The sequence below is a fragment of the Microbacterium sp. BLY genome (assembly GCF_017939615.1).
GTDB lineage: Bacteria > Actinomycetota > Actinomycetes > Actinomycetales > Microbacteriaceae > Microbacterium.
This window is the reverse complement of the sequence record NZ_JAGKSR010000001.1, coordinates 2749168-2771114: the sequence shown is the minus strand read 5'-3', so window position 1 is coordinate 2771114 and position 21947 is coordinate 2749168. Positions and strand designations below refer to the sequence as shown.

Here is a 21947-nt window from a genome sequence, read left to right as displayed (position 1 = left end):
CATGACCACGCACCTGCTGACCGGTGCGGGGTCGGGCATCGGTGCCGCGTTGGCCCGGCGCCTGCTCGACCGCGGTGACGAGGTCGTGGTGCTCGCGCGCGATGCCGGGCGCGCCCGGCAGATCGCCGAAGAGCTCCCCGGCGTCTCCCCGGTCGTCGGCGACCTCGCCCAGCCGGGGCGGCTCTCCTGGGCGCTGTCGAAGCAGAGTCTTCCCGACCGCATCGACTCGCTCGTGCATGCGGCCGGCGTGGTCGACCTGGGCACCGTCGGTGACCTCACTCCCGCCCTCTGGGATCGACAGCTCGCGGTCAACCTCGTGGCTCCGGCGGAGCTCACTCGTCTGCTGCTCCCCGTTCTCCGGGTGTCTCGGGGGCATGTCGTCTTCGTGAACTCGGGGGCGGGCCTGCGTGCGAACCCGGGATGGTCGGCCTACGCGGCCTCCAAGCACGGCCTGAAGGCTCTGGCCGACGCACTGCGGCTCGAAGAGGCCGAGTACGGCGTGCGGGTCACCTCCGTCTATCCCGGTCGCACGGCGACGCCCATGCAGGAGCGCGTGCACCAGCAGGAGGGGCAGGAGTACGATCCCACTCGGTTCATCACGCCCGAGGCGATCGCGACGACCATCCTCACGGCCCTCGACCTGCCGCGAGACGCGCATCTGACGGACCTGACGGTCCGACCGCAGGGCTGAACGAGCCGATCACACCATTCTCCTGCATCTCCTCTCCGGGGTGTCAAGGGCCTACCGTTCCCCGGAGGACGGGGTGATGCTCCTCTCCAGAGAGTCCTGGAGGGCCGACCGATGTCAGAAGTTCCTGATCCCCGTTTCGTGCTTCATCGCATCACGCCGTCGGAGTGGGTGATCAACGACCAGCGCTATCCCCAGAACGACCCGCGCCACGTGGTCGCCTGCGTGTACGAACTCGCCGACACCGAGGTGGAGGTGACGTGGTTGCGCGATCTGCCGCTGGCGATCCGCTACGGCACCGCGTTCGAGGTGCTGGAGGAAGTCGAGCGGATGCAGGGCGCGAGCCGGGCCACCCGCCCGATCGCGATCCCGCACCGTCCGCCTCTGCTGGCCACCTGAGCCGCAGGGTCGTAGCGAAGGGCACCGCCTCACCGAGGCGGTGCCCTTCGTCGTTCTCCGGGTCAGGCGTCTCCGCCCGCGGCGGCGCGATCGGCGTCGGCGCTGTCGACCTGGGCGTCGTCGACGTCCTCGTCGAGCACGCGCTCACCGTCGACCTCCCGCGTGGGGACGTCCTCGGCGTCGTCGTCCGTGATCGGCGGGATGGGTGGGATCGGGGGAGTCGGGTTGGTCATGTCGTCTCCTTTCGTCGGATGCCTTCTGTCTACGCCCGGGTGCGCGTGCGGGGGAGGCGGTTGACGGGTGGCGCACGGGACGGCTAGGACACGCACTTCCGGGATGTCTGTTGGAGCATCCGTATCGGTTTCAGGGATGTGAGCGCGAGGCCGATGGGCATGAGCATGAGCCAGAGATTGATGATCCACCAGGACGCGTCCCAGGTGCCCCAGAGGAAGAAGAAGCTGATCGCCATGATCCCTGCGGCGTGGGTGAGCGTGAGTGCCGTCGCGTACACGGGCACGGCCCATCGGTGGCCCTTGGGGAGCAGCGACCAGGCGAGCCCCGCCAGGATTGCGAGCGCGTCGAGCGGGAAGAATGACCAGTTCCAGGCCTTGAGCCACGCGTCGTCGCCTACGGAGATAAGGCCGATCGCGGTGAGGGCCCAGTACGCGGTAAGCCCGAGGTCGGTGATGACGAGCAGTGCCTTGCGCCAGCTCATGCCCGCACCTCTGCGGGTGGCCGCACCGTCCGGGAACTGGTCACGAATACTGCGGCAGCGATCGCGCCGATCAAGAACCACCATGACATGGCAGCCATACTACTGTACCGGACGTCCGGTTTGTAATCAGGAGCGCCGGTACAGTAGACGGAGGCGAAAGGGGGCGGAGCAGGTGAGCGACCGCGCGCAGGCATCACGTGAGCGCATCCTCGATGCGACCGGAAGGATCCTGGTACGCGACGGCGGAGACGCGGTCACCATCGCGGCCGTCGCACAGGAGGCCGGCGTCAGCAAGGGGGGACTCTTCTACCATTTCGCGTCGAAAGAACTCCTCATCGAGGGACTGATTGCCCGATACGTCGCTTCCTTCGATGAACTGATCGCGACTGCCGGTGACGAGCCCGGCGCGGCGACGCTCGCGTATCTGCGCTCCGCCGAGCGCGCTGAGGGTCCTGCGGAACAGGCGGTGATCGCCCTGCTGGCCGCCGCCGTCGTCAGTCCTCGCGCCCTCGTCACGCTCCGCGAGCGCTATCGGCGCTGGCAGGACCGTCTTGCTGATGACGGCCTTCCCGTTCATCTGGCCTCGACGGTGCGGTTCGCCGTCGACGGGCTCTGGCTGGCCGATACTCTCGACCTTGCTCCTGCCGGAGCCGAAGTCCGAAAGCGGGTCCTCATGACACTCCGCACGCTGATCTCCGAAGCGGGGCGGTGACGTCGGGGGAGGCGGAGGCGTTCCGCGTTGGCGAGTAAGTCGTGAGTGACCTCGAAACGGTGCTCCTCAGAACGCAAAAACCCCCGGATAACCGAGGGTTCTTCGTGGACCTGAGGGGACTCGAACCCCTGACCCCCTGCATGCCATGCAGGTGCGCTACCAGCTGCGCCACAGGCCCAGAGCTGCTCCGGGGAACCCCGGGCAACGTGAAAACACTACTACACGAATCGGCATCCACACCAATCGGGGCGGGCTTCCCGGGCGCGTCGGCACCCGCGGAACATCCGCGCGCGGGGGAGTGTTCGATTCATCGTGAGCATCCTCGACAGTCTCGTGATCGGTGCCGGCCAAGCCGGCCTGTCCGCGTCCTTCCACCTGCGGCGTCGCGGGGTCGAGCATGTCGTGCTCGACGCCGACGAGCGCGCCGGCGGAGCCTGGCAGCACCGGTGGGACGCGCTGACGATGCGTGACGTGCACGGTGTCGCGGAGCTTCCGGGGGACACGCCACCCCCGCGGGACGGCCGTCGTGCGAATGTGGCGGTGCCGGAGTACTTCGCGGCGTACGAGCGGGCGCACGACCTCCCCGTCCTGCGGCCGGTGACCGTGCGCCGGGTCCGCGATGACGCCGGGACCCTGGTCATCGAGGCCGAGGAAGGTGAATGGCGCGCCCGCACCCTCGTCAACGCGACGGGGACGTGGTCCCAGCCGTTCATCCCGCACTACCCCGGAATGGAGACCTTCCTGGGTGAGCAGTTCCACACCGTCGACTACCCGGGGCCGGAGCACTTCCGGGGCATGCGGGTGCTGGTCGTCGGTGGCGGGGCCTCCGCGGTGCAGTTCCTCGGGGCGCTGGCCCCCCTCACCCAGACGCTGTGGGTCACCCGACGCCCGCCGGTGTGGCGCGACGACGACTTCACCCCCGAAGTCGGCGCGGCCGCGGTGGCCCTCGTCGAGAAGCGCGTCGCGGCCGGCCTGCCACCGGAGAGCGTGGTCAGCGTGACGGGCCTCATGCTGCGGCCCCAGGAGCGGGAGGCCGAGCGTCTCGGCGCCTACGCCGACCGACGTCCGCTGTTCCAGCGCATCGAACCCGACGGGGTGCGCTGGGCCGACGGGACCTTCGAGCGCGTGGATGCGATCCTCTGGGCGACGGGGTTCCGTCCGGCGATCGGCCACCTCGCGCCGCTCCACCTTCGCAGCGCCGCCGGTGGCATCCAGCTCGACCGCGGGGGCCGCGGCACCACGGCGGTGGCCGATCCCCGCGTGCAGCTGGTCGGGTACGGCCCCTCCGCGAGCACGATCGGCGCGAACAGGGCGGGGCGTGCCGCGGCGGCCGGCGTCGTCCGGGCGCTCGAGGCGGGAGTCGCCGTCCCCTCGTGACCGGTTCGTGCGTGAGCCGTGCCTATGTATACGCTGGGAGGCATGCTGCGCATCGTCCTGACCGTCGTCTGGCTGCTGCTGTCCGTGTGGCTCGTCATCTGGGTCGGTGAAGGCCTGTTCGGGGTGGACCAGCGAGAGTCGATCCTCCCGTTCGCCGGCGATGACAGCTTCGGCGCCCCGATCATGATCGGTGTCGCCTGGGGGCTGCTCCTCACCTTCGGCGGCTCGCTGTCCGGTCTCGGACGCCGCAAGAAGGTGCGCGGTCCGGCGCAGATCGGCGTCGGCACGGTGGTCGAGATGTCGCGCACCGGTGTGACCGTGAACGACGTGCCGCAGTACGACCTCTTCATCCGGGTCAGCCCGAGCGTCGGCGACGACTTCATCGGGCAGCTCCGCATGCTCCTCGACGCCGCCGATGCCGGAGCGCTGCAGGTCGGGCAGCCCGTTCCCGTCCGCTACAGCACGACCGACCCCGACACCGTCGAGCTCGCCGACCTCACCGACCCCGCCGTCCGTGAGGCGATGCTCCAGTGGCGCATCGACCGCGGCCTCATCGATCCCGCACAGGTCCGGGCCCGCACGACGGGGACGCAGGTCCCCGCGTCCGTGCTCGAGGTCCGTCCGACCGGTCGACGTCGCGAGGGCCAGAGCGAGCTGGCTCTGAAGGTGCTCGTGGCTCCGGAGGGCGCCGAGCCGTGGGAGGCGGACACGACCGTCTTCGTGTACCCGCAGGCCGTCTCGCGCCTGCAGGTGGGGGCGCCCGTCTGGGCGTTCTACCGGCGGGAGGACCCGCAGACCGTCGCCGTGACCATCGAGAAGGAGGCGGGACGATGAACCCGATGGACACCCTGATGTGGCTGCTGAACTTCCCGGCCTCGCACGGTTACGCGATGGTGTTCATCGCGGGGTTCTCGATCCTCGGACTGTTCGCGATCTCCGCCGGCGGAGCCTCGGCGAAGGGCGGGTCGCTGCGCGCGGTCCGTGAGCGGGAGGGGCTGCTCCCGTCCGAGACACGGCCCCGGGGCAACGTCGGTGCCACGATCGCCCGGGTGTTCTTCCGGATCCTGGCGTTCGTGATGCTGGGGTCGCTCGTCATCGGCATCCTGAGCCTGACGGGGGTGCCCGTCACGCGCGCCTACATCTACGACAATGGCCGGCCGACGACGGGAACCCTGGACGGGGACTGGGTGACCTTCACCACCGCCGACGGCACGGAGTACACGCTGGAGAGCAACTTCTTCACGCCCGCGGTGTACCCGGACCGCGATGCGTGGCTTCCGAGCGGCGCGCCCGTCGTCGTGCGGTACCTGCCGTCGCATCCGCAGGCCTTCGTGATCGACAGCTCGCAGACCCCGGGCTGACGTCGGTGAGGGCGCGTAGGGTGAAGACATGTCGCGCATCCTCGTCTTCGGCGGCCATGGCCGCATCGCTCTGCTGCTCGCTCCGCTCCTCGTCGCCCGTGGGCACGAGGTGACGGGGGTGATCCGGAATCCCGATCACGTCTCCGAGGTCGAGGAGGGCGGCGCCGTCGCACTCGTCGCCGACATCGAGACCATGGACGTGGACGCCCTCGCCGAGATCATCCGCGGTCACGACGCGGTGGTCTGGTCGGCGGGTGCCGGGGGCGGGAGCCCGGAGCGCACCTACGCCGTCGATCGGGACGCCGCCGAGCGGTCCATGGATGCCGCGGAGCGTGCCGGCGTACGGCGCTACGTCATGGTGTCGTGGATCGGCTCCACCGCCGACCACGGAGTCCCCGAGGACGACTCCTTCTTCCCCTACGCGGACGCGAAGTGGGCGGCCGACGAGCACCTGCGGGCGTCCGATCTCGACGGGACGATCCTCGGCCCGGGCGCCCTGACCTTCGACGACCCGACGGGGCGCATCCGCATCGACCCCGAGGGCCGGGGTGAGGTGTCCCGTGCGGACGTCGCGGCGGTCATCGTCGCCGCCCTGGAAGACCCGGGGACCATCGGACGCACGATCCGTTTCGGCAACGGCGACGAGGAGACCTCGGTCCCGATCGCCGAGGCGCTCGCACGCTGACGGCGATGAGGGACGGCGGGCGTCGAGTGGCGCGCGGCCTCGGTGCCGCGCTGGCCCTGGCCGCCCTCGCCGGTGCCGTCTGCGCACCGGCAGCGGCGCAGTCCGCGCCGAGTGCCGCGGCGGATTCGGTCACCGTGCAGGCGGCGGAGCCGGATGGCGTGCGCCAGCGGGCCGCCGCGCTCGTCGCGGAGATGAGCACCGCCGAACAGGCGTCCTCCATCGTGATGGGCCATATCGGCGGGACGGACCCCGAGGCGTTGCGCGCGTACATGCAGTCGGGTCTCGGCGGGTTCATCCTGATGGGCGGGAACATCCCCGCAACGGAGTCCGAGCTGCGCACGCTGACGGCCGCGCTCACCGTCGACCCCGCGCTGCCGCCCCTCATCGCCGTGGACCAGGAGGGCGGGGTGGTCTCCCGGCTGCCCTGGGACGCGTATGCCGCTTCGTCGACCCTCAAGAATGCCCCGGTCGATGAGACGGCCGGGGCGTTCGCGGCGCGGGGCGCGCTCGTGGCCCGCGCAGGGATCACGGTCGACTTCGGAACGGTGGCCGATGTTCCCGCCGATCCCGGTTCGTTCATCTTCGCGCGAGCGCTCGGCGTCGATCCGCAGGCCGCCGCCGACCGCACGGCGGCGGCGACGGACGCTCAGGAGGAGTTCCTCGCCTCGACGCTGAAGCACTTTCCCGGGCACGGGGCGGCCCCGGGGGATTCGCATCATGCGATCCCGAGCACCAGCATCACCAAGGCGCAGTGGCGGGCGGCGGACGGGGTCCCCTTCGCCGCGGGGATCGAGGCCGGGGCATCGCTGCTCATGTACGGACATCTGGCCTACACGGCCGTGGATTCCCGGCCGGCATCCCTGTCTGCCGAGTGGCACCGCATCGCCCGCGAGGAGCTGGGGTTCGAGGGCGTCGCCGTCACGGATGATCTCGGCATGCTGCTCTCCTCCGGCGACCCCGCGTACGCCGATCCCGTCGCGAACGGCGTGGCCGCCGTGGCAGCGGGCAACGACCTCGTGCTGATGATCGCGGGCTCCGATGCGCAGACCGCGAGCCGGATGGCGGCCGGGATCGCCGCGGCCGTCGACGCCGGGACCCTTCCGGCCGAACGCCTGGCGGATGCCGCGACCCGGGTGCTTGCGCTGCGTCTGCAGCTCTCCGCGGCAACGGCCTCGTGGGCGGTCTGCAGCGACTGCACCCCGGCGGGGTGACGCTCAGGCCGCGAGGCGCCCGTCCGGTCCGAGCCAGGCGGTGAGGAGCGCGGCACGCAGGGCCGCTCCGCGCTCGGCGAAGCCCCGCTGACGGCGCACGTATTCGGCCTTGCCCTCCGTGGTCTCGATGCGGACCGGCTCGACCTCCCATGCGGAAAGGTCGTACGGCGCGGCCTGCATGTCGAGCAGGCGGATGTCGCGCGCCAGCTCGAAGGTGTCCAGCAGCAGCTCTCCGGGGATCAGCGGTCCGAGTTTCACGGCCCACTTGTAGAGGTCCATGCCGGCGTGCAGGCAGCCGGGCTGCTCGAGAAGCGGCTGATCCTCCCGGGTCAACGCGGTGCGGTTACGTGGCACGGCGTCCGGGGTGAAGAAGCGGAAGGCGTCGAAGTGCGTGCAGCGGAGCTCGTGCGCGTCGACCACCGCGTCCGTACCTTCCCGGCCGAGTCGCAGGGGCACCGCGTGCCGATGCTCGTCGGCACGGTAGACCATCGCCCACTCGTGCAGGCCGAAGCAGCCGAACTGCCCGGGTCGGGACGCGGTGCGGCGCAGCATCAGCGCGACGAGGCGAGCGAGCTCGGGCTTCTCCCGCGCGAAGCGCTCCGCGTCGGGCCGCACCCCCTCAGCGGTGCTTCCGGGCCCATACCATCGCCACTGTGCGCGCTCGGGCGCCTCCTGCAGTTCCACGCCCGCACCGGGGTGCCACCGTCGCAGCTGCGCCGGCTTGTACGAATAGTAGGTGAACAGGAAGTCCCACACCGGGTGCTTCTCGCCTCGCGCGGCGCGATCGCGATGCGCCGCGGTCAGCGCATCCGCCCGGCGGTGATGCTCGTGCTCCCGTCGACGCCACTCGTCCCGCGGGAGGAGCATGTCAGCGCAGGATGCCGACATCGCCGAGCTGATCGCGCAGTCCTGCGCCGTCCTCCGCGCTCACCCACGGGGCGGCGTCGGCGTCGTGGGACTCCATCTCGGCACGTCCACCGGCGAGCACGGCCTCGGCGGGGAGCAGTCGCCGGATCGCGACGCCGGCGACGGAGTCCGGGTGCTCCTCCTGGAACTGCGTGTAGATGGCCTCGTCGTGCTGTCCGTCGTCGCCGATGAGCAGCCACTTCACATCCGGGAACTCCGTGGCCAGTCGTCGGAGGTTGGTGAGCTTGTGCTCGCGCCCGCTCCGGAACCATCGGTCGTGTGTGGGGCCCCAGTCGGTCAGGAGCAGCGAACCGGCCGGGAACAGGTGCCGGCCGAGGAAGCGGGACAGGGTCGGCGCGACGTTCCAGGCTCCCGTGGAGAGGTAGATCATGGGCGCGCCGGGGTGCTGCCGGAGGAGCTGGTCGAGGAGGACGGCCATGCCGGGAACGGGGATGCGCGCGTGCTCGTCGACCACGAACGAGTTCCAGAAGGCGATGAACGGCCGGGGGAGTGCCGTGACCATGACGGTGTCGTCGACGTCCGACACGACACCGAACCGCGTGCTCTCGGCCACGATGAACGCGCGGGCCTCGATGGGCTCCTGTCCCTCGACGGTGATGGTGAACGTCTGCCAGCCCGGGTCGAGGTCGGCGCGGATGACCGAGTCGATCACGCCGCCACGGTCGGCGACGACCTGGTGGGTGCCGTCGCCGAGGTGGACACTGACCGAGGCGAACCCCACCGGAATCCCGACGAAGCTCCGCCACCCGCGAATGCTCGCCGGCTCGCCGTTGCGATTGCGACGCTGCGGCGGGACGATGAGCACACGGCCGAGGACGCGCACCCAGCCGGGGCCTCCGTAGCCGGGGAACGGCAGGACCGTGGCGTTCCGGCCACGACGGCGCGCTCGACCCTCGCGCCACACGTGAAGGCGGTGCTCGAGGCGGGCGAACCAGTGGATCCTGGGCGCCGGGGGTGCGGGGGCCATTGCCTCAGTCTTTCACGTCGGCGTCGGACTCCGCCGCCGGGGCCTCCAGATGACGTGCTTCGAGACGGTGAAGGAGCCGCTTGCCGAGGTAGGCGAGGAGCAGGAACAGCGCGATGACCCCGACGAACAGGTAGCCGGCGAAATGCACGCGATCGACGAGATCACGGAAGCTCCCGGCCGCGAGGGACGTGACGCTCACGTAGGCAGTGGCCCAGATGATGCAGGCCGGGGTCGTCCACGCGAGGAAGCGCCGATAGGGGTACTCGCTCATCCCGACCGTGAGCGGGACGAGGGAGTGGAGGACGGGGAGGAACCGGGAGAGGAAGATGGCGATGCCGCCCCGGCGGGCCAGGTAGTTCTCGGCACGGACCCAGTTGTGCTCGCCGATCCGTCGTCCGAGCCAGGAGGCGCGGATGTACGGGCCGAGCCAGCGGCCGAGCCAGAAGCCGATGCTCTCACCGATGAGCGCGCCCACGACTACGGCGACGCCCATCGCGATGCCCTCGAGCGGCGAGGCGACGCCCATCGAGGCGATGATGACGATCGTGTCGCCCGGGACGATCAGACCGATGAGGATGCTCGTCTCCAGCATCACGGCGATGCCCGCGACGAGCGTGCGCGTGATCGGATCGATCGACTGCACGGTGTCGAGGAGCCAGAGCAGGAGGTCGTCCACCCCATGAGGATACGGGAGCGGCCCGGACCTAGGCTGGAAAGGTGCCCCACCGCCTGCGCCCCCGCCTGCTGACGAGCTGGGTGACGCCGGAGCAGGTCTTCCCGGCGCTCGCGGAACAGGAGGCGGACGTCTTTTGGCTCGATGCCGGCCCGAAGGCGACCGAGGGGTGGAGCCTCCTCGGCACCGGGGTGGCGGAGCCGCTCCCGGCGGGGGTGCGCCTCGACACGAGCCCGCCCGACGAGGGGGTGCCGCCGTTCCTCGGGGGATGGGTCGGCTGGCGGGACTACGAGAGCGGTGCTGCCCGGGCCGGGGCCCCGGTCGCCGCGGAGCCGGAGCCGGACGCGCGCACCTGGCTGCACGTGACGGCGGCCCTCGCGTTCGATCATGCGGCGCACCGCCTGTGGCTCCTCACGCCGGAGGACGGCGGCCAGGAGCACGAGCACCGGATGCGCGCGCTCCTGACCACCGAGAGTCCGGAGCGTCCGCGGCGTCCCCTGGCCGAAGGACGACGCGTCGCGCACGCCCGCCACACCCCGGCCGCGTACGAGGCCCTCATCGGCCGATGCCGCGACCTCATCCATGCCGGTATCGCCTATCAGCTGTGCCTCACCACACGGTTCACCGTGCCCGGCGCCCACGACCCCGTCGCCGTGTACGAGAGACTCCGGGCGGCGACGCCCGCGCACCACGGCGGATTCCTGCGCATCGGCGGACGCGCCCTCCTCAGCGCCAGCCCCGAGCAGTTCCTCCACGCCCGCGGCGGCGTCATCCGCACCCGCCCCATCAAGGGGACACGGCCGCGGGGCGCCGACGCGGCGACCGACGAAGCGCTCGCCGCCGAACTGGCCGCCGACCCCAAGGAGCGGGCCGAGAACGTCATGATCGTCGACCTCATGCGCAACGACCTCTCCCGGGTCTGCGTGCCCGGCAGCATCCGCGTCGACGGTCTCTGGACCGTCGAGAGCTACCCGGCGGTTCATCAGCTCGTCAGCACCGTCAGCGGCACCGCGGCGGAGGGCACGACCGTCGGGACGCTGCTGGAGGCGGCCTTCCCGGCGGGGAGCATGACCGGCGCCCCGAAGCTGTCGGCCATGACGCGGCTGTGGGAGCTCGAAGACGGTCCGCGTGACATCTACGCCGGCTGCTTCGGGTACATCGGCGCGGACGGGACCCTTGACCTGGCGATGGTGATCCGCAGCATCGTCGTCGACGAGGGGGCGGCCTTCGTCGGTGCGGGCGGCGGGATCACCTGGGGATCGGTGCCGGCCGCCGAGGTGCGCGAGGTCGCCACCAAGGCCCGCGCACCGCTCGCCGCGCTCGGCGCGGAAATGCCCGCGACCTGGCGTTCCGATATCCTGAACTGATCCCGTTTTTCCCTTCAGATTGGTCGTGCGTTCGTTGTCCGAGAACATGTCCACCGCTCCCGTCGACGAGGAGTTCTCCTCGCCGCACGCCATCCAGGCCAAGTGGCAGAAGTACTGGGCGGAGCACGAGACGTTCCTCACGGGCGGCGACGAGGACACACGTCCGCGGCGGTACGTGCTGGCGATGTTCCCGTACCCCTCGGGCGACCTGCACATGGGGCACGCGGAGAACTACCTGTACTCCGACATCGTCGCGCGCTTCTGGCGACACCGCGGTCACAACGTGCTGAACCCGATCGGCTGGGACTCCTTCGGTCTGCCGGCGGAGAACGCGGCGATCCGCCAGGGCGCCGACCCGCGCGACTGGACGTACCAGAACATCGCGCAGCAGAAGGTCGGGTTCCAGCAGTACGGTGTCTCGTTCGACTGGAGCCGGGTGCTGCACACGTCCGACCCGGAGTACTACCGCTGGAACCAGTGGCTGTTCCTGAAGATGTACGAGCGGGGCCTGGCGTACCGCAAGAAGAGTCCGGTCAACTGGTGCCCGAACGACCAGACGGTGCTGGCGAACGAGCAGGTCGTGGACGGCCGCTGCGAGCGGTGCGGCTACGAGGTCGTGAAGAAGAAGCTGACCCAGTGGTACTTCCGCATCACGGACTACGCGGACCGTCTGCTCGATGACCTGAACCAGCTCGAGGGGTTCTGGCCGCACAAGGTGTTGCAGATGCAGCGCAACTGGATCGGGCGTTCGGTCGGCGCCGATGTCGACTTCCGCATCGAAGGCCGCGAGGAGCCCGTGACGGTGTTCTCGACGCGTCCGGACACGCTGCACGGTGCGACGTTCTTCGTCGTCGCGCCCGACGGCGACCTGGCCGCCGAGCTCGCCGCGGACGCCGAGCCCGAGGTGCGTGAGCGCTTCCAGGCCTACCTGTCCGAGGTGCAGAAGACGACCGACATCGATCGGCAGTCGACCGATCGGCCCAAGACGGGCGTGTTCCTGGGGCGGTACGCGATCAACCCGGTCAACGGCGAGAAGCTGCCGATCTGGGCCGCCGATTACGTGCTGGCCGATTACGGTCACGGTGCGGTCATGGCGGTGCCGGCGCACGACCAGCGTGACCTGGACTTCGCCCGCGCGTTCGATCTGCCGGTGAAGGTCGTCGTGGACACGACCGCCCCGGTCACCGGGGCCATGCCGGTCATCGAGGTGGACGAGGACGGCGTCCCCGTCGACGCGGATGCCGCTCTCGACGAGCAGAACCCGGCGAAGACCGGGGTCGCGCTCACCGGCGAAGGGCGCATGATCAACTCCGGTCCGCTGAACGGGCTCTCCAAGCGGAACGCGATCGCGCGTGCGATCGAGCAGCTGGAGGCGTCGGGCACGGGCCGCGCGGCGAAGAACTACCGTCTGCGTGACTGGCTCATCTCGCGGCAGCGCTTCTGGGGGACGCCGATCCCGATGCTGCATGCCGAGGACGGTCGGATCATCCCGGTGCCCGAGGACCGGCTGCCGGTGAAGCTGCCGAGCGTGGAGGGGCTCGACCTCAAGCCGAAGGGCACGTCGCCCCTGGGTGGGGCGGAGAGCTGGGTGCGCACGACCGACCCGGAGACCGGCGACCCGGTGCTGCGCGACCCCGACACGATGGACACCTTCGTGGACAGCTCCTGGTACTTCCTCCGGTTCCTGTCGCCGAACAGCGACACCGTCGCGTTCGACCCGGCGCAGGCCGCGCGCTGGGCACCGGTCGACTCGTACATCGGCGGTGTCGAGCACGCGATCCTGCACCTGCTGTACGCCCGCTTCATCACCAAGGTCCTGTTCGACATGGGGCTGATCGACTTCACCGAGCCGTTCTCCAACCTCATCAACCAGGGCATGGTGCTGCTCGACGGCCAGAAGATGTCGAAGAGCAAGGGCAACCTCGTGCTGTTCCAGGAGGAGCTCGACGCTCACGGCGCCGACGCCCTGCGCGTCGGTCTCGCCTTCGCCGGTCCGGTGGAGGACGACAAGGACTGGGCGGACGTCTCGACCACCGGTGCGCAGAAGTTCCTCGCGCGTGCCCTGCGGGTCGCGCATGAGGTGGCCAGCCCGGTCGACGTCGTGTTCGACGGCGGGGACGCCGCGCTGCGTCGAGCGACCCACAAGCTGCTGGCCGAGGCGCCGGCGCTGGTCGAGCAGACGAAGTTCAACGTGCTGGTCGCTCGTCTGATGGAGCTCGTCAACATCACCCGCAAGACCATCGACGGTGCCGCCGGCGCTGCGGACCCCGCGGTGCGCGAGGCCGCGGAGACGATCGCCGTGATGCTCGACCTCATCGCCCCGCACACCGCGGAGGAGATGTGGGAGCTGCTCGGCCACGAGCCGTCCGTCGGACTCGTGTCGTGGCGCTCCGCCGACCCGGCGCTGCTCGTCGAGGACACCGTCACGGCGGTCGTCCAGGTCGGCGGCAAGGTGCGGGCACAGCTCGAGGTGCCCGCCCGGATCGGCGAGGGCGAGCTGGAGGCGCTGGCGCGCGCGGACGAGCGGGTGATCCGCTCGATCGGTGACCGCGAGATCGTCAAGGTCGTCGTACGGGCACCGAAGATCGTCAGCATCGTCGTCAAGGGCTGAGGCCGGCGAGCCGGCCGGGCGGCGGGGCAGCCTGCGGGACGGGGTGCGGAGGGACGTGACGGATGACGTTGAGCCTCCGCGCCTGGGTGTCGGTCCGCTTCCTCACCTTCTACCTCAGCTGGGCGGTCTTCCAGTCGTACTGGGGCCTGTGGCTCGCTGAGCGCGGGTTCTCGTTCTCGGAGATCGGAACCGCGGTCGCGCTCTCCCTGATGGCGCGCACGGTCTCGGTCGCCGTGATCTACCCCGCGCTGAACCGCTACGTCACCCTGCTGCGGCTGAGCCGGATCATCCCGTGGGTGATCACGGCCGCGGCGGTTCCGTATCTGTTCGTGGTCGGGTTCCCGATGCTGCTCGCGGTGTCGATCCTCTTCGGGCTGATCTACCCGATCATGCTGCCGCTGAACGAGACGGTCGCGACCGTGGCGGCCCGGCGCGGGCTTCTCCTGTACGGGCCGACGCGGGCGCTGGGTTCGGCCGGCTTCATGGTCGGCACGCTGCTCGCCGGCTGGCTGAGCTCGGCGCTGGGCCCCGAGGTGCTCGTGTCCGCCTTGATCGGCTCCTGCCTGCTCGCGGCGGTCGTCGGCGTCGTGCGTCTCCGGGAGGCGGAGACGCTGTCCGTCCGCGGGTCGGGTGCGCGCGGCTTCGCCGCTCTCTTCCACGACCGCGCGTTCCTCGCGTGCCTCGCGATCGCCGTCCTCGTGCAGGGATCGCACGCGGCGTACTACAGCTTCGGGGCCATCCGCGCGGAGGAGATCGCGGTGCCGATCGCGGTGCCGTTCCTGCTGGTGCTCGCCCCCTTGAGCGAGTTCGTCCTGTTCTCCCTCGCGCGGCGTCGGTTCGAGCGGCTCGGCTACCGGGTGCTCTTCGCGCTCGGCGCGGTGGTCGCCGCCGTGCGATGGGTCCTCCTCGCCTTCGCCGGGGACGCGGTCGTGTTCGCCCTCTCGCAGGTCCTCCACGCGGGCTCCTACGCGACGACGCATCTCGCATTCACGATGTACGTCCGCGACCGCGTGCCCGCTGAGGACCAGTCCGCGGCGCAGGGGCTCTACGCCTCACTGGCGATGGGGCTCGGCATGGCGGTGCTGACCTTCGTCGCGGGGGTGCAGATCGGAATCGGCTTCGAGACGGCCCTGCTCGCGATGGCGGTCGTCGCCGTCGCCGCGCTCCTCTTCCTCCCGATGATCCGTCCCGGCGAGGATTCCTCCACCGCCACGGCCGCCTGAGCGGTTGCCCACGCGCGCCGGCTTCTCGGTTCGGGGCGGGGGAGACGGGCGCGTAGCGTGACCGCATGACCTCGCCGCCGCCCCCGTCTCCGCCCCGACGAGGGTTCCGTCTCGGTCTCGGTGCCGCGGTGGTTCTGGCGATCGTCGTGCTCTCGGTGGCCGTCGGTGTCGAGTTGCTGCGGGGACGGACCTCGACGGCCGACGCCGTGCCGCTGATCCCGACCTCGTCGGCCGCTTCCGCTGCGCCGGAGGCCGAGCTCTACGTCCACGTGCTTGGGGCTGTCGAGCGGCCGGGGCTGTACGTCCTGCATCCCGGCGCGCGGGTGGTGGATGCTCTCGCCGCGGCCGGTGGCACCGTCGACGGGGCGGACCTCGCGGCCGTCAATCTCGCCCGTCCGGTGGAGGACGGGGAGCAGGTCGTCGTGCCGGTCGCGGGCGCGGCCGCTGGCCCGTCGGCGGTGCCGTCCGACGGAGGCGCGGTCGACCTCAATAGTGCGGATCAGGCGGCGCTGGAGGCGCTGCCCGGCATCGGGCCCGCACTGGCCGAGCGCATCCTCGCCTGGCGTGAGGAGAACGGACGCTTCCGCTCGGTCGACGACCTTCTCGCCGTCCCGGGCATCGGGGAGAAGCTCCTGGAGGGCCTGCGCGACGGGGTCCGTGTCTGAGGTCCGTCTACCCCTGAGGATCGCAGGTCAGCGTGGCTTCGGTGATCACGGCGACGGCGAGATCTCGTTCGGAGTCGAGAGGATCGCGCACGTCGACGAGCAGCTGCACCGTCTCGTCCGAGAGCGCGGAGTCATACACGTACTGCCCGACGCAGGGATAGAAATCCGGCTTGTCGTCGTAGGTCGTGAGGCCGTTCGATCGGTTGATCTCCTCGAAGGCCACCGCGATCTCCTCGGGCGTCGGACGGCTGTCGCTCGCCGCGGTCGGCGGATCCGACGGCTCCGCGGTCACCGGCGGAGCGCTGTCCGTCCCCGGGGTCGTCCCGCTCAGCGGCGGCGAACTCGCCACCAGACTCACGACGAGCACGGTGAGCCCGATCACGCCTCCCACGATCGACACGACCATCCCGACGATCGACGGCCACTTCACCGCATGCTTCTGGAACAGCCCGATGAGCGACACGACGAACCCGGCCAGGAGGATGATCGCACCGAGCCAGAACAGCACCGGGATGCAGGCCAGGACACTGCCCAGGACGGCCAGACCCAGCCCGACGACACCGAGCACGGGAGAGCGCCGGGGAGAGAGGGCGGGCGCGTCCGTCGTCGGGGCGGCCCCGGCGTTCGCCCCCGACGCGATCGAGGCCGCAGAGGCACTCGCGTCAGGAGCCGGGGCGTAGTGGTCGGTCCACCGCGCACCGTCCCACCAGCGCAGCCGCCCCGAGCCGTCGTCGTACCATTCGGCTGTCGCACTCATCTGCAGATTCCCCCACCATTCGCCGCGCCGGTCCACGCGTTTTCACAAGCTACTGAACTGCCCACGTCGACGCGATCACGTGTTTCGCCGCGAGAGAGATCCTCCACATGCGCGGCTCGGGAGAAGTCCTCCACCGCTGATGCCGGGGCCACCGGGGCCACCGGGGCGAGGGCGCCGGCGACTCTACGGTGGGCGGATGGACGGGCCGGAGAGCGGCTTCTGGGGCCGAAAGGGGGGGCGACATGACAGGTGATCTCCGGCTGCTGACGATCGCGGGGGCTGTCTGGATCGCGGCGCTCGTGTGCGTGTTCGCCCCGGGCGTCGCGGGGTGGTGCGTCGGTGGCTGCGTGGCGGCCGCGCTCGTCGTCGGCGGCGTGATCGCGTGGCGGCGCGGGGCGGCGGCGACGGTGGGTGGTCTGGTCATCGTCGTCCTCGCTGCGGTGGGCGCGGTGGCCGTCACCGTGGCTGCGCAGACGGCGGACCGTGACGCCGTGCGCGGCTGGGACGGCCGGGTGGTCGAGGCGGTCGGACAGGTGACCTCGTCGGCGTCCGTGGGGCGGGACGGGCGCGTCTGGATGGAGATGCAGCTGCGCGGCATCGGCTCCCCGGGTGCCGTGGGACCAGCGGCCGCCCCGGTGCGTATCGGTGTGGAGGAGGGGGAGGGGTTCGTCCTCGGGGCGCAGGTGCGGGTGTCCGGCGAGAGCGCTGCGACGGACGCGGGAGAGCGCGCGGCGCTGGTCGTCTTCGCCACGGCGGCCGTCGTGGAGCGTCCGGCCGGCGGGATCTTCGGGATCGCGGCCGACCTCCGCGACTCGTTCGTCGAGCGCGCCCTGCGATTCCCGCAGCCCGGGGCGGGACTGCTGCCGGGCCTGGCCGTCGGGGACACCACCGCGGTCTCTGCGGATATCGACGCCGACATGCGCGCGAGCGGCCTCAGTCACCTGACCGCCGTGTCCGGGGCGAACTGCGCGATCGTCGTCGCGGCCGTGTTCGGACTGGTCGCCCTGTGCGGTGGGGGCCGGACGCTCCGCGTGGTCCTCGCGGGCGTCGCGCTAGCCGCGTTCGTCGTGCTCGTGACCCCCGAGCCGAGCGTGATCCGGGCCGCCGTGATGGCGGCCGCCGGCATGCTCTCGATGCTCGCGGGACGACCGAGCGCGGGCGCCGGCATCCTCGCTCTCTGCGTCGTCGTGGTCCTCCTGATCGACCCGTGGCTGGCCTCGACGCCGGGTTTCGCGCTGTCCGCGGTCGCGGCAGGTGCGCTCATCCTGCTCGCCCCGGCGCTCGCGAACGGGCTCGCCCGCTGGCTGCCGCGCCCCCTGGCCGTCGCGATCGCGGTGCCGCTGGCCGCTCAGCTCGCATGCGCCCCGGTGATCGCGCTGTTCGCGGAGCAGCAGTCGCTCGTCGCGGTGGCAGCCAACCTTCTCGCGGAGCCGGTCGCCCCGGTCGCGACGGTGGTCGGTCTCCTCGCCTGTCTGTCGGCGCCGGCGCCCGCCGTGTCCGACCTCCTCACGGCCGTGGCCTGGCTCCCGTCGACCTGGATCGCGAGCGTCGCCCGGATCACGGCGGGTCTTCCCGGCGCGGAGGTGCTGCTCCCGGCCGGTCCCGGAAGCGCGCTGCCGGTCGCCGTGGTGAGCATGGCGATCGGCGTGGTGTGCTGCCGCGGACGCGTTCGCCCACGGGCCGTCCCGCAGCCCCGGGAACACGCGCGGTCGATGCGCCGCCTCATCGTTCGGCGCCCGATCCGACTCCTCCCCATCGCCCGGCGGGCCGCTGTCGCCGTGCTCGTCACCGTCGTCGCCGTCGGCGCGTCCCGGGCGCTGCTCGACGGGCCGCTGGGCCCGCTGCGGGCGCCGGAGGGCTGGGCCATCGCGGCGTGCGACGTCGGGCAGGGGGATGCCGTCCTCGTCCACTCCCAGGATGCCGTGGCCCTCATCGACACCGGCCCGGATCCGCGGGCGCTGCAGGCGTGTCTGCGGTCGCTGGGCATCGCCCGCATCGATCTTCTCGTGCTCACGCATTTCGACCTCGATCACATCGGGGGCACCGCGGCGGTGGAGGGGAAGGTGCGCACGGTGCTGCACGGGCCGCCCGCGGACGAGGCCGATGCGCGCGTCCTGGATCGCTTGACCGCTGCCGGCGCGGGAGTCCGGCAGGTGCACGCGGGAGAGCGCGGCGGTCTCGGCGGGGCGTCGTGGCGGGTCCTCTGGCCGTCAGCCGACAGCGTCGCCTTCCCACCGGGCAACGACGCGAGCGTGCTCATGGAGTTCACCGGGGGAGGCCTGCCCCGGTCGCTGTTCCTCGGCGACCTCTCCGCGGCCGCGCAACGGGCCGTTCTCCGGGCGGCGCGGCCGGGTGCGTACGACGTCGTGAAGGTCGCCCACCACGGCAGCGCCGATCAGGACGCGCCGTTCTACGAGGCGCTGAGCCCGCGGCTCGCGCTCATCACGGTCGGCGCGGACAACGACTACGGGCACCCTCGTCGCGAGACCCTCGACATGCTCTCCGCGCTCGGTGCCCGGGTGTTCCGCACGGATCGGGACGGCCGCATCCTCCTGGGTGTCGAGGACCAGGCCGTGCGGGTCTGGACCGAGGCCGCGCCGCCCTGAGTCGGGTGTCCGATGCCGCCGGTAGGCTGGGGTCATGGCAGCTTCCCGTCCCCCCTCCCGCGGCGGCGCGAAGGCCACGAAGATCCCGCAGGTGTCGTGGCGGGAGCCGCACCCCGCGCCGCTGGTGCTCGTCTCGGGCCCGGAGGAGGTCTGCGCCGAGCGCGCGATCGCCGGGGTGCGGGACTACCTCCGGGCGGAAGACCCGGCGCTCGAGGTCAGCGACGTCCGCGCCGACGACTACGCCCCGGGAACGCTGCTCTCGCTCACGTCCCCCTCGCTGTTCGGCGAGCCGCGCCTGGTCCGGGTGTCCGGCGTCGAGAAGTGCTCGGACGCCTTCCTCCAGGAGGCCGTCGGCTACCTGGAGAACCCTCAGGAGGGGGCCACCGTCATCCTGCGCCACACGGGCGCGAGCGTCCGCGGGAAGAAGCTCCTCGACGCCCTTCGCGCCGGCACCGGAGGGGGCATCGAGATCGCATGCGCCGCCATCAAGCGCGACGGCGACCGGGTCGACTTCGCGGCAGGGGAGTTCAAGGCGGCGAACAAGCGCATCGCACCACCCGCCCTCCGCGCGCTCGTCTCCGCCTTCGCGGACGATCTCACCGAGCTCGCCGCCGCGTGCCAGCAGCTCATCGGCGACGTCGAGGGCGACATCACCGAAGAGGTCGTCACGAAGTACTACGGCGGGCGGGTCGAGGTGTCGGCTTTCGTCGTCGCCGACACGGCCATCTCCGGACGCTACGGCGAAGCCCTCGTGGCCCTCCGCCATGCCCTGTCGTCGGGGGCGGATCCGGTGCCCATGGTCGCCGCGTTCGCGATGAAGCTGCGCACCATGGCCCGCGTCGCGGGAAACAGGGAGCCCAGTCGGCAGCTCGCCCAGCGACTCGGGATGAAGGACTGGCAGGTCGACCGCGCCCGTCGCGATCTGGCGGGATGGAACGAACGCTCGCTCGGCATGGCGATCCAGGCCACGGCCCGCGCCGACGCCGAGGTCAAGGGAGCGGCACGCGACCCGATCTTCGCGCTCGAGCGCATGGTGACGGTCATCGCCACACGCGAGCCGTTCGGCGGCTGACCTTCGCCGGTATCCGGGAACAGCAGAAAGCCCGCCTCGCGAGGAGACGGGCTTTCCGGAAGTCAGAGGCTCAGAGAGCCGAGACCTGCTTGGCGATCGCCGACTTGCGGTTCGACGCCTGGTTCTTGTGCAGCACACCCTTGCTGACGGCCTTGTCGAGCTTGACCGAGGCCTTCTTCAGGTTCTTCTCGGCGGCGGCCTTGTCGCCGGCGGCGACGGCCTCGCGGGTCTGGCGGACGAGAGTCTTCAGCTCGCTCTTCACGGCCTTGTTGCGCTCGTGAGCCTTCTCGTTGGTCTTGTTGCGCTTGATCTGCGACTTGATGTTTGCCACGTGTGGACGCTTTCTGTACAGGAGTTATTCGGAGTGCCGGCAGCAGAAGAGGGCTGCTGCACGGCGGTCGTGAGGGAAGAACCCACACGCAAGCCAAGAGTCGAGTCTACCAGTACCGGGCCGGATCGTGCGAAACGGCCGGATCGTCGCGAGACGCCGTCGCGCGAGAGGCGACACCGGGTGCAGAATCTCTCTCAACGACGATGACGTCAGGAGCCCGATGACCCCCCACATCCCGGACCGGCCCGCCCCCGCGCGACTCCGGTGGTCCGCCGCCACCTCCTCCCTGCAGATCGAGGGCTCCCGCCACGCGGACGGCGGCGGGCGGTCGATCTGGGACGACGAGATCGCGAAGCCGGGACGCATCCGCGACGGCTCGACGGCCGACCCGGCGTGCGACAGCTATCGCCGCGTGGAGGACGACATCGCCGCGGTCGCGGGCCTCGGGGTCGACCGCTACCGCTTCTCCATCCCGTGGGCGCGCGTGCAGCCGGACGGGCGCGGCCGCGGGAACGCCGCTGCGCTGGATCACTACTCCCGCGTGGTCGACGGGCTGCTGGCGGCCGGGGTCACCCCCTTCCCGACCCTCTACCACTGGGAGCTGCCGAGCGTCGTCGAGGAGGAGGGCGGCTGGCTGAACCGCGACACCGCGGAACGGTTCGCCGAGTACGCGGCCGTCGTCGCCGACCGTCTCGGCGACCGGGTGTCGGACTGGTACACGATCAACGAACCCGCCATGACCACCCTGCAGGGGTACGCCGTCGGCACCCTCGCGCCCGGGCGGCAGCTCCTCTTCGGAGCGCTTCCGACCGCCCACCATCAACTGCTCGCGCATGCCGGGGCCGCCGAGGCGCTGCGGGCGAGGGGGAGCGCCCGCGTCGGGCTCGTCAACAACCACACCTGGGTACTTCCGCTCCGTGACACGGAGGAGGACCGTCGGGCCGCGCTGCTGTACGACCTGATGCACAACCGGTTGTTCAGCGAACCGCTCCTCTCCGGGACGACGCCGGATCTGGAGACGCTCGGCCTGCCCGCGCTGCCGGTGGTCGGCGACGACCTCGCCCGCATCGCCGGATCGGTCGACTTCTACGGCGTCAACTTCTACAACCCGACCACCGTCACCGCTGCCGCGCCGGGAGCCGCGATCCCGTTCGAGATCGTTCCCACGCCGGGCCTCCCCGTCACCGGTTTCGGGCCCGAGTGGCCGATCATGCCCTCCGCGCTGCGCGACCTCCTGATCGATCTGCGCGCCCGCCATCCCCGGATGCCGCCCGTCATCATCGGGGAGAACGGCGCCTCGTTCCCGGAGCCGGACACCGCCGGCCCGGTCGATGACGCCGATCGGATCGCCTACCTCGCCGCCCACATCGACGCGGTGGGGGAGGCGATCGAGGCCGGTGTGCCCGTCGAGGAGTACACGGTCTGGTCGCTGCTCGACAACTGGGAGTGGACCGACGGTTACACGCAGCGATTCGGTCTGGTGCACGTCGATTTCGCCACGGGTGCTCGCACGCCGAAGGCGTCGTACGGCTGGTATCGCGACCTGATCGCGCGTGCGCGTTCGTCCCGCCGCACCTCGGCGGCATCCGCATGAGGGGCG

22 protein-coding genes and 1 tRNA gene are annotated in these 21947 nt (G+C 71.1%); 15 read left to right on the top strand and 8 right to left on the bottom strand.

Annotated elements, in window-relative coordinates:
* The first annotated feature begins 1 nt into the window (after position 1).
* Together KAF39_RS13575 and KAF39_RS13570 are read left to right on the top strand one after the other, a co-directional pair.
* The gene (locus tag KAF39_RS13575; RefSeq protein ID WP_210677723.1) at positions 2–691 is read left to right on the top strand and encodes an SDR family oxidoreductase; all 690 of its coding nucleotides are present in this window, start codon (positions 2–4) and stop codon (positions 689–691) included.
* A 138-nt stretch (positions 692–829) separates the two neighbouring features.
* Positions 830–1087 carry a hypothetical protein gene (locus tag KAF39_RS13570; RefSeq protein WP_307805217.1) on the top strand — a complete coding sequence of 86 codons (258 nt, stop codon included), beginning with the start codon at positions 830–832 and terminating at the stop codon, positions 1085–1087.
* 62 nt (positions 1088–1149) lie between these two features.
* Here the strand turns inward: KAF39_RS13570 and KAF39_RS13565 are convergent, their stop codons facing one another.
* Positions 1150–1320, bottom strand: coding sequence for a hypothetical protein (locus tag KAF39_RS13565; protein WP_210677721.1), 171 nt, complete (start codon positions 1318–1320; stop codon positions 1150–1152).
* Between the two features lie 83 nt (positions 1321–1403).
* A complete protein-coding gene (locus tag KAF39_RS13560) occupies positions 1404–1802 on the bottom strand; it encodes a DUF5360 family protein (RefSeq protein ID WP_210677720.1) in 399 nt (132 codons plus the stop codon).
* Between the two features lie 172 nt (positions 1803–1974).
* Here KAF39_RS13560 and KAF39_RS13555 point away from each other — a divergent pair, with 172 nt between their 5' ends.
* Complete coding sequence (locus tag KAF39_RS13555; RefSeq protein WP_307805216.1) at positions 1975–2514, top strand: TetR/AcrR family transcriptional regulator; 540 nt, start codon at positions 1975–1977, stop codon at positions 2512–2514.
* 105 nt (positions 2515–2619) lie between these two features.
* On the opposite strand, the gene KAF39_RS13550 is transcribed toward KAF39_RS13555, so the two are convergent.
* Positions 2620–2692 (bottom strand) — tRNA-Ala (locus KAF39_RS13550).
* A gap of 134 nt (positions 2693–2826) precedes the next feature.
* Between KAF39_RS13550 and KAF39_RS13545 the strand changes: the two genes are divergently transcribed.
* The 5 genes from KAF39_RS13545 to KAF39_RS13525 are packed head-to-tail and all read left to right on the top strand — an operon-like array spanning position 2827 to position 7148.
* The gene (locus KAF39_RS13545; protein ID WP_210677718.1) at positions 2827–3891 is read left to right on the top strand and encodes an NAD(P)/FAD-dependent oxidoreductase; all 1065 of its coding nucleotides are present in this window, start codon (positions 2827–2829) and stop codon (positions 3889–3891) included.
* A gap of 42 nt (positions 3892–3933) precedes the next feature.
* Positions 3934–4725, top strand: coding sequence for a hypothetical protein (locus KAF39_RS13540; RefSeq protein ID WP_210677717.1), 792 nt, complete (start codon positions 3934–3936; stop codon positions 4723–4725).
* Complete coding sequence (locus KAF39_RS13535; RefSeq protein ID WP_210677716.1) at positions 4722–5252, top strand: DUF3592 domain-containing protein; 531 nt, start codon at positions 4722–4724, stop codon at positions 5250–5252. Before KAF39_RS13540 ends, KAF39_RS13535 begins: the two co-directional genes overlap by 4 nt.
* A 28-nt stretch (positions 5253–5280) precedes the next feature.
* Positions 5281–5937, top strand: a complete 657-nt coding sequence (locus KAF39_RS13530) for an SDR family oxidoreductase (protein WP_210677715.1) — start codon at positions 5281–5283, stop codon at positions 5935–5937.
* A 5-nt stretch (positions 5938–5942) separates the two neighbouring features.
* Positions 5943–7148, top strand: coding sequence for a glycoside hydrolase family 3 protein (locus KAF39_RS13525; RefSeq protein WP_210677714.1), 1206 nt, complete (start codon positions 5943–5945; stop codon positions 7146–7148).
* 3 nt (positions 7149–7151) lie between these two features.
* Here the strand turns inward: KAF39_RS13525 and KAF39_RS13520 are convergent, their stop codons facing one another.
* From KAF39_RS13520 to KAF39_RS13510, 3 genes are read right to left on the bottom strand one after another with little or no spacing between them, the layout of a single operon-like run.
* Positions 7152–8015: a 3-methyladenine DNA glycosylase gene (locus KAF39_RS13520; RefSeq protein WP_210677713.1), complete on the bottom strand. Its 864-nt coding sequence runs from the start codon at positions 8013–8015 to the stop codon at positions 7152–7154.
* Between the two features lies 1 nt (position 8016).
* Positions 8017–9042, bottom strand: coding sequence for an App1 family protein (locus KAF39_RS13515; RefSeq protein ID WP_210677712.1), 1026 nt, complete (start codon positions 9040–9042; stop codon positions 8017–8019).
* Between the two features lie 4 nt (positions 9043–9046).
* Positions 9047–9718: a DedA family protein gene (locus KAF39_RS13510; RefSeq protein ID WP_210677711.1), complete on the bottom strand. Its 672-nt coding sequence runs from the start codon at positions 9716–9718 to the stop codon at positions 9047–9049.
* A 41-nt stretch (positions 9719–9759) separates the two neighbouring features.
* Between KAF39_RS13510 and KAF39_RS13505 the strand changes: the two genes are divergently transcribed.
* The 4 genes from KAF39_RS13505 to KAF39_RS13490 all read left to right on the top strand — a co-directional run bounded on the left by KAF39_RS13505 (position 9760) and on the right by KAF39_RS13490 (position 15581).
* Entirely contained in the window at positions 9760–11082 is a 1323-nt protein-coding gene (locus KAF39_RS13505; RefSeq protein ID WP_210677710.1) for an anthranilate synthase component I family protein, read from the top strand.
* Between the two features lie 46 nt (positions 11083–11128).
* Positions 11129–13693 (top strand): leucine--tRNA ligase, encoded by a 2565-nt coding sequence (leuS, locus tag KAF39_RS13500; protein ID WP_210677709.1) that lies wholly within the window; start codon positions 11129–11131, stop codon positions 13691–13693.
* 62 nt (positions 13694–13755) lie between these two features.
* Positions 13756–14916, top strand: coding sequence for an MFS transporter (locus KAF39_RS13495; RefSeq protein ID WP_210677708.1), 1161 nt, complete (start codon positions 13756–13758; stop codon positions 14914–14916).
* A gap of 65 nt (positions 14917–14981) precedes the next feature.
* On the top strand, positions 14982–15581 hold the full coding sequence (locus KAF39_RS13490; RefSeq protein ID WP_210677707.1) for a helix-hairpin-helix domain-containing protein: 600 nt from the start codon (positions 14982–14984) through the stop codon (positions 15579–15581).
* Between the two features lie 7 nt (positions 15582–15588).
* On the opposite strand, the gene KAF39_RS13485 is transcribed toward KAF39_RS13490, so the two are convergent.
* Positions 15589–16338 (bottom strand): DUF2510 domain-containing protein, encoded by a 750-nt coding sequence (locus KAF39_RS13485; protein WP_210677706.1) that lies wholly within the window; start codon positions 16336–16338, stop codon positions 15589–15591.
* Between the two features lie 242 nt (positions 16339–16580).
* On the opposite strand from KAF39_RS13485, the gene KAF39_RS13480 reads away from it, so the two are divergent.
* Together KAF39_RS13480 and holA are read left to right on the top strand one after the other, a co-directional pair.
* Positions 16581–18944, top strand: coding sequence for a ComEC/Rec2 family competence protein (locus KAF39_RS13480; RefSeq protein ID WP_210677705.1), 2364 nt, complete (start codon positions 16581–16583; stop codon positions 18942–18944).
* Positions 18945–18978: 34 nt separating this feature from the next.
* A complete protein-coding gene (holA, locus tag KAF39_RS13475; RefSeq protein WP_210677704.1) occupies positions 18979–20016 on the top strand; it encodes a DNA polymerase III subunit delta in 1038 nt (345 codons plus the stop codon).
* 70 nt (positions 20017–20086) lie between these two features.
* On the opposite strand, the gene rpsT is transcribed toward holA, so the two are convergent.
* The gene (gene rpsT / locus KAF39_RS13470) at positions 20087–20347 is read right to left on the bottom strand and encodes a 30S ribosomal protein S20 (protein WP_210677703.1); all 261 of its coding nucleotides are present in this window, start codon (positions 20345–20347) and stop codon (positions 20087–20089) included.
* 220 nt (positions 20348–20567) lie between these two features.
* Here rpsT and KAF39_RS13465 point away from each other — a divergent pair, with 220 nt between their 5' ends.
* Positions 20568–21941 (top strand): glycoside hydrolase family 1 protein, encoded by a 1374-nt coding sequence (locus KAF39_RS13465; RefSeq protein WP_210677702.1) that lies wholly within the window; start codon positions 20568–20570, stop codon positions 21939–21941.
* Positions 21942–21947: the final 6 nt, after the last annotated feature.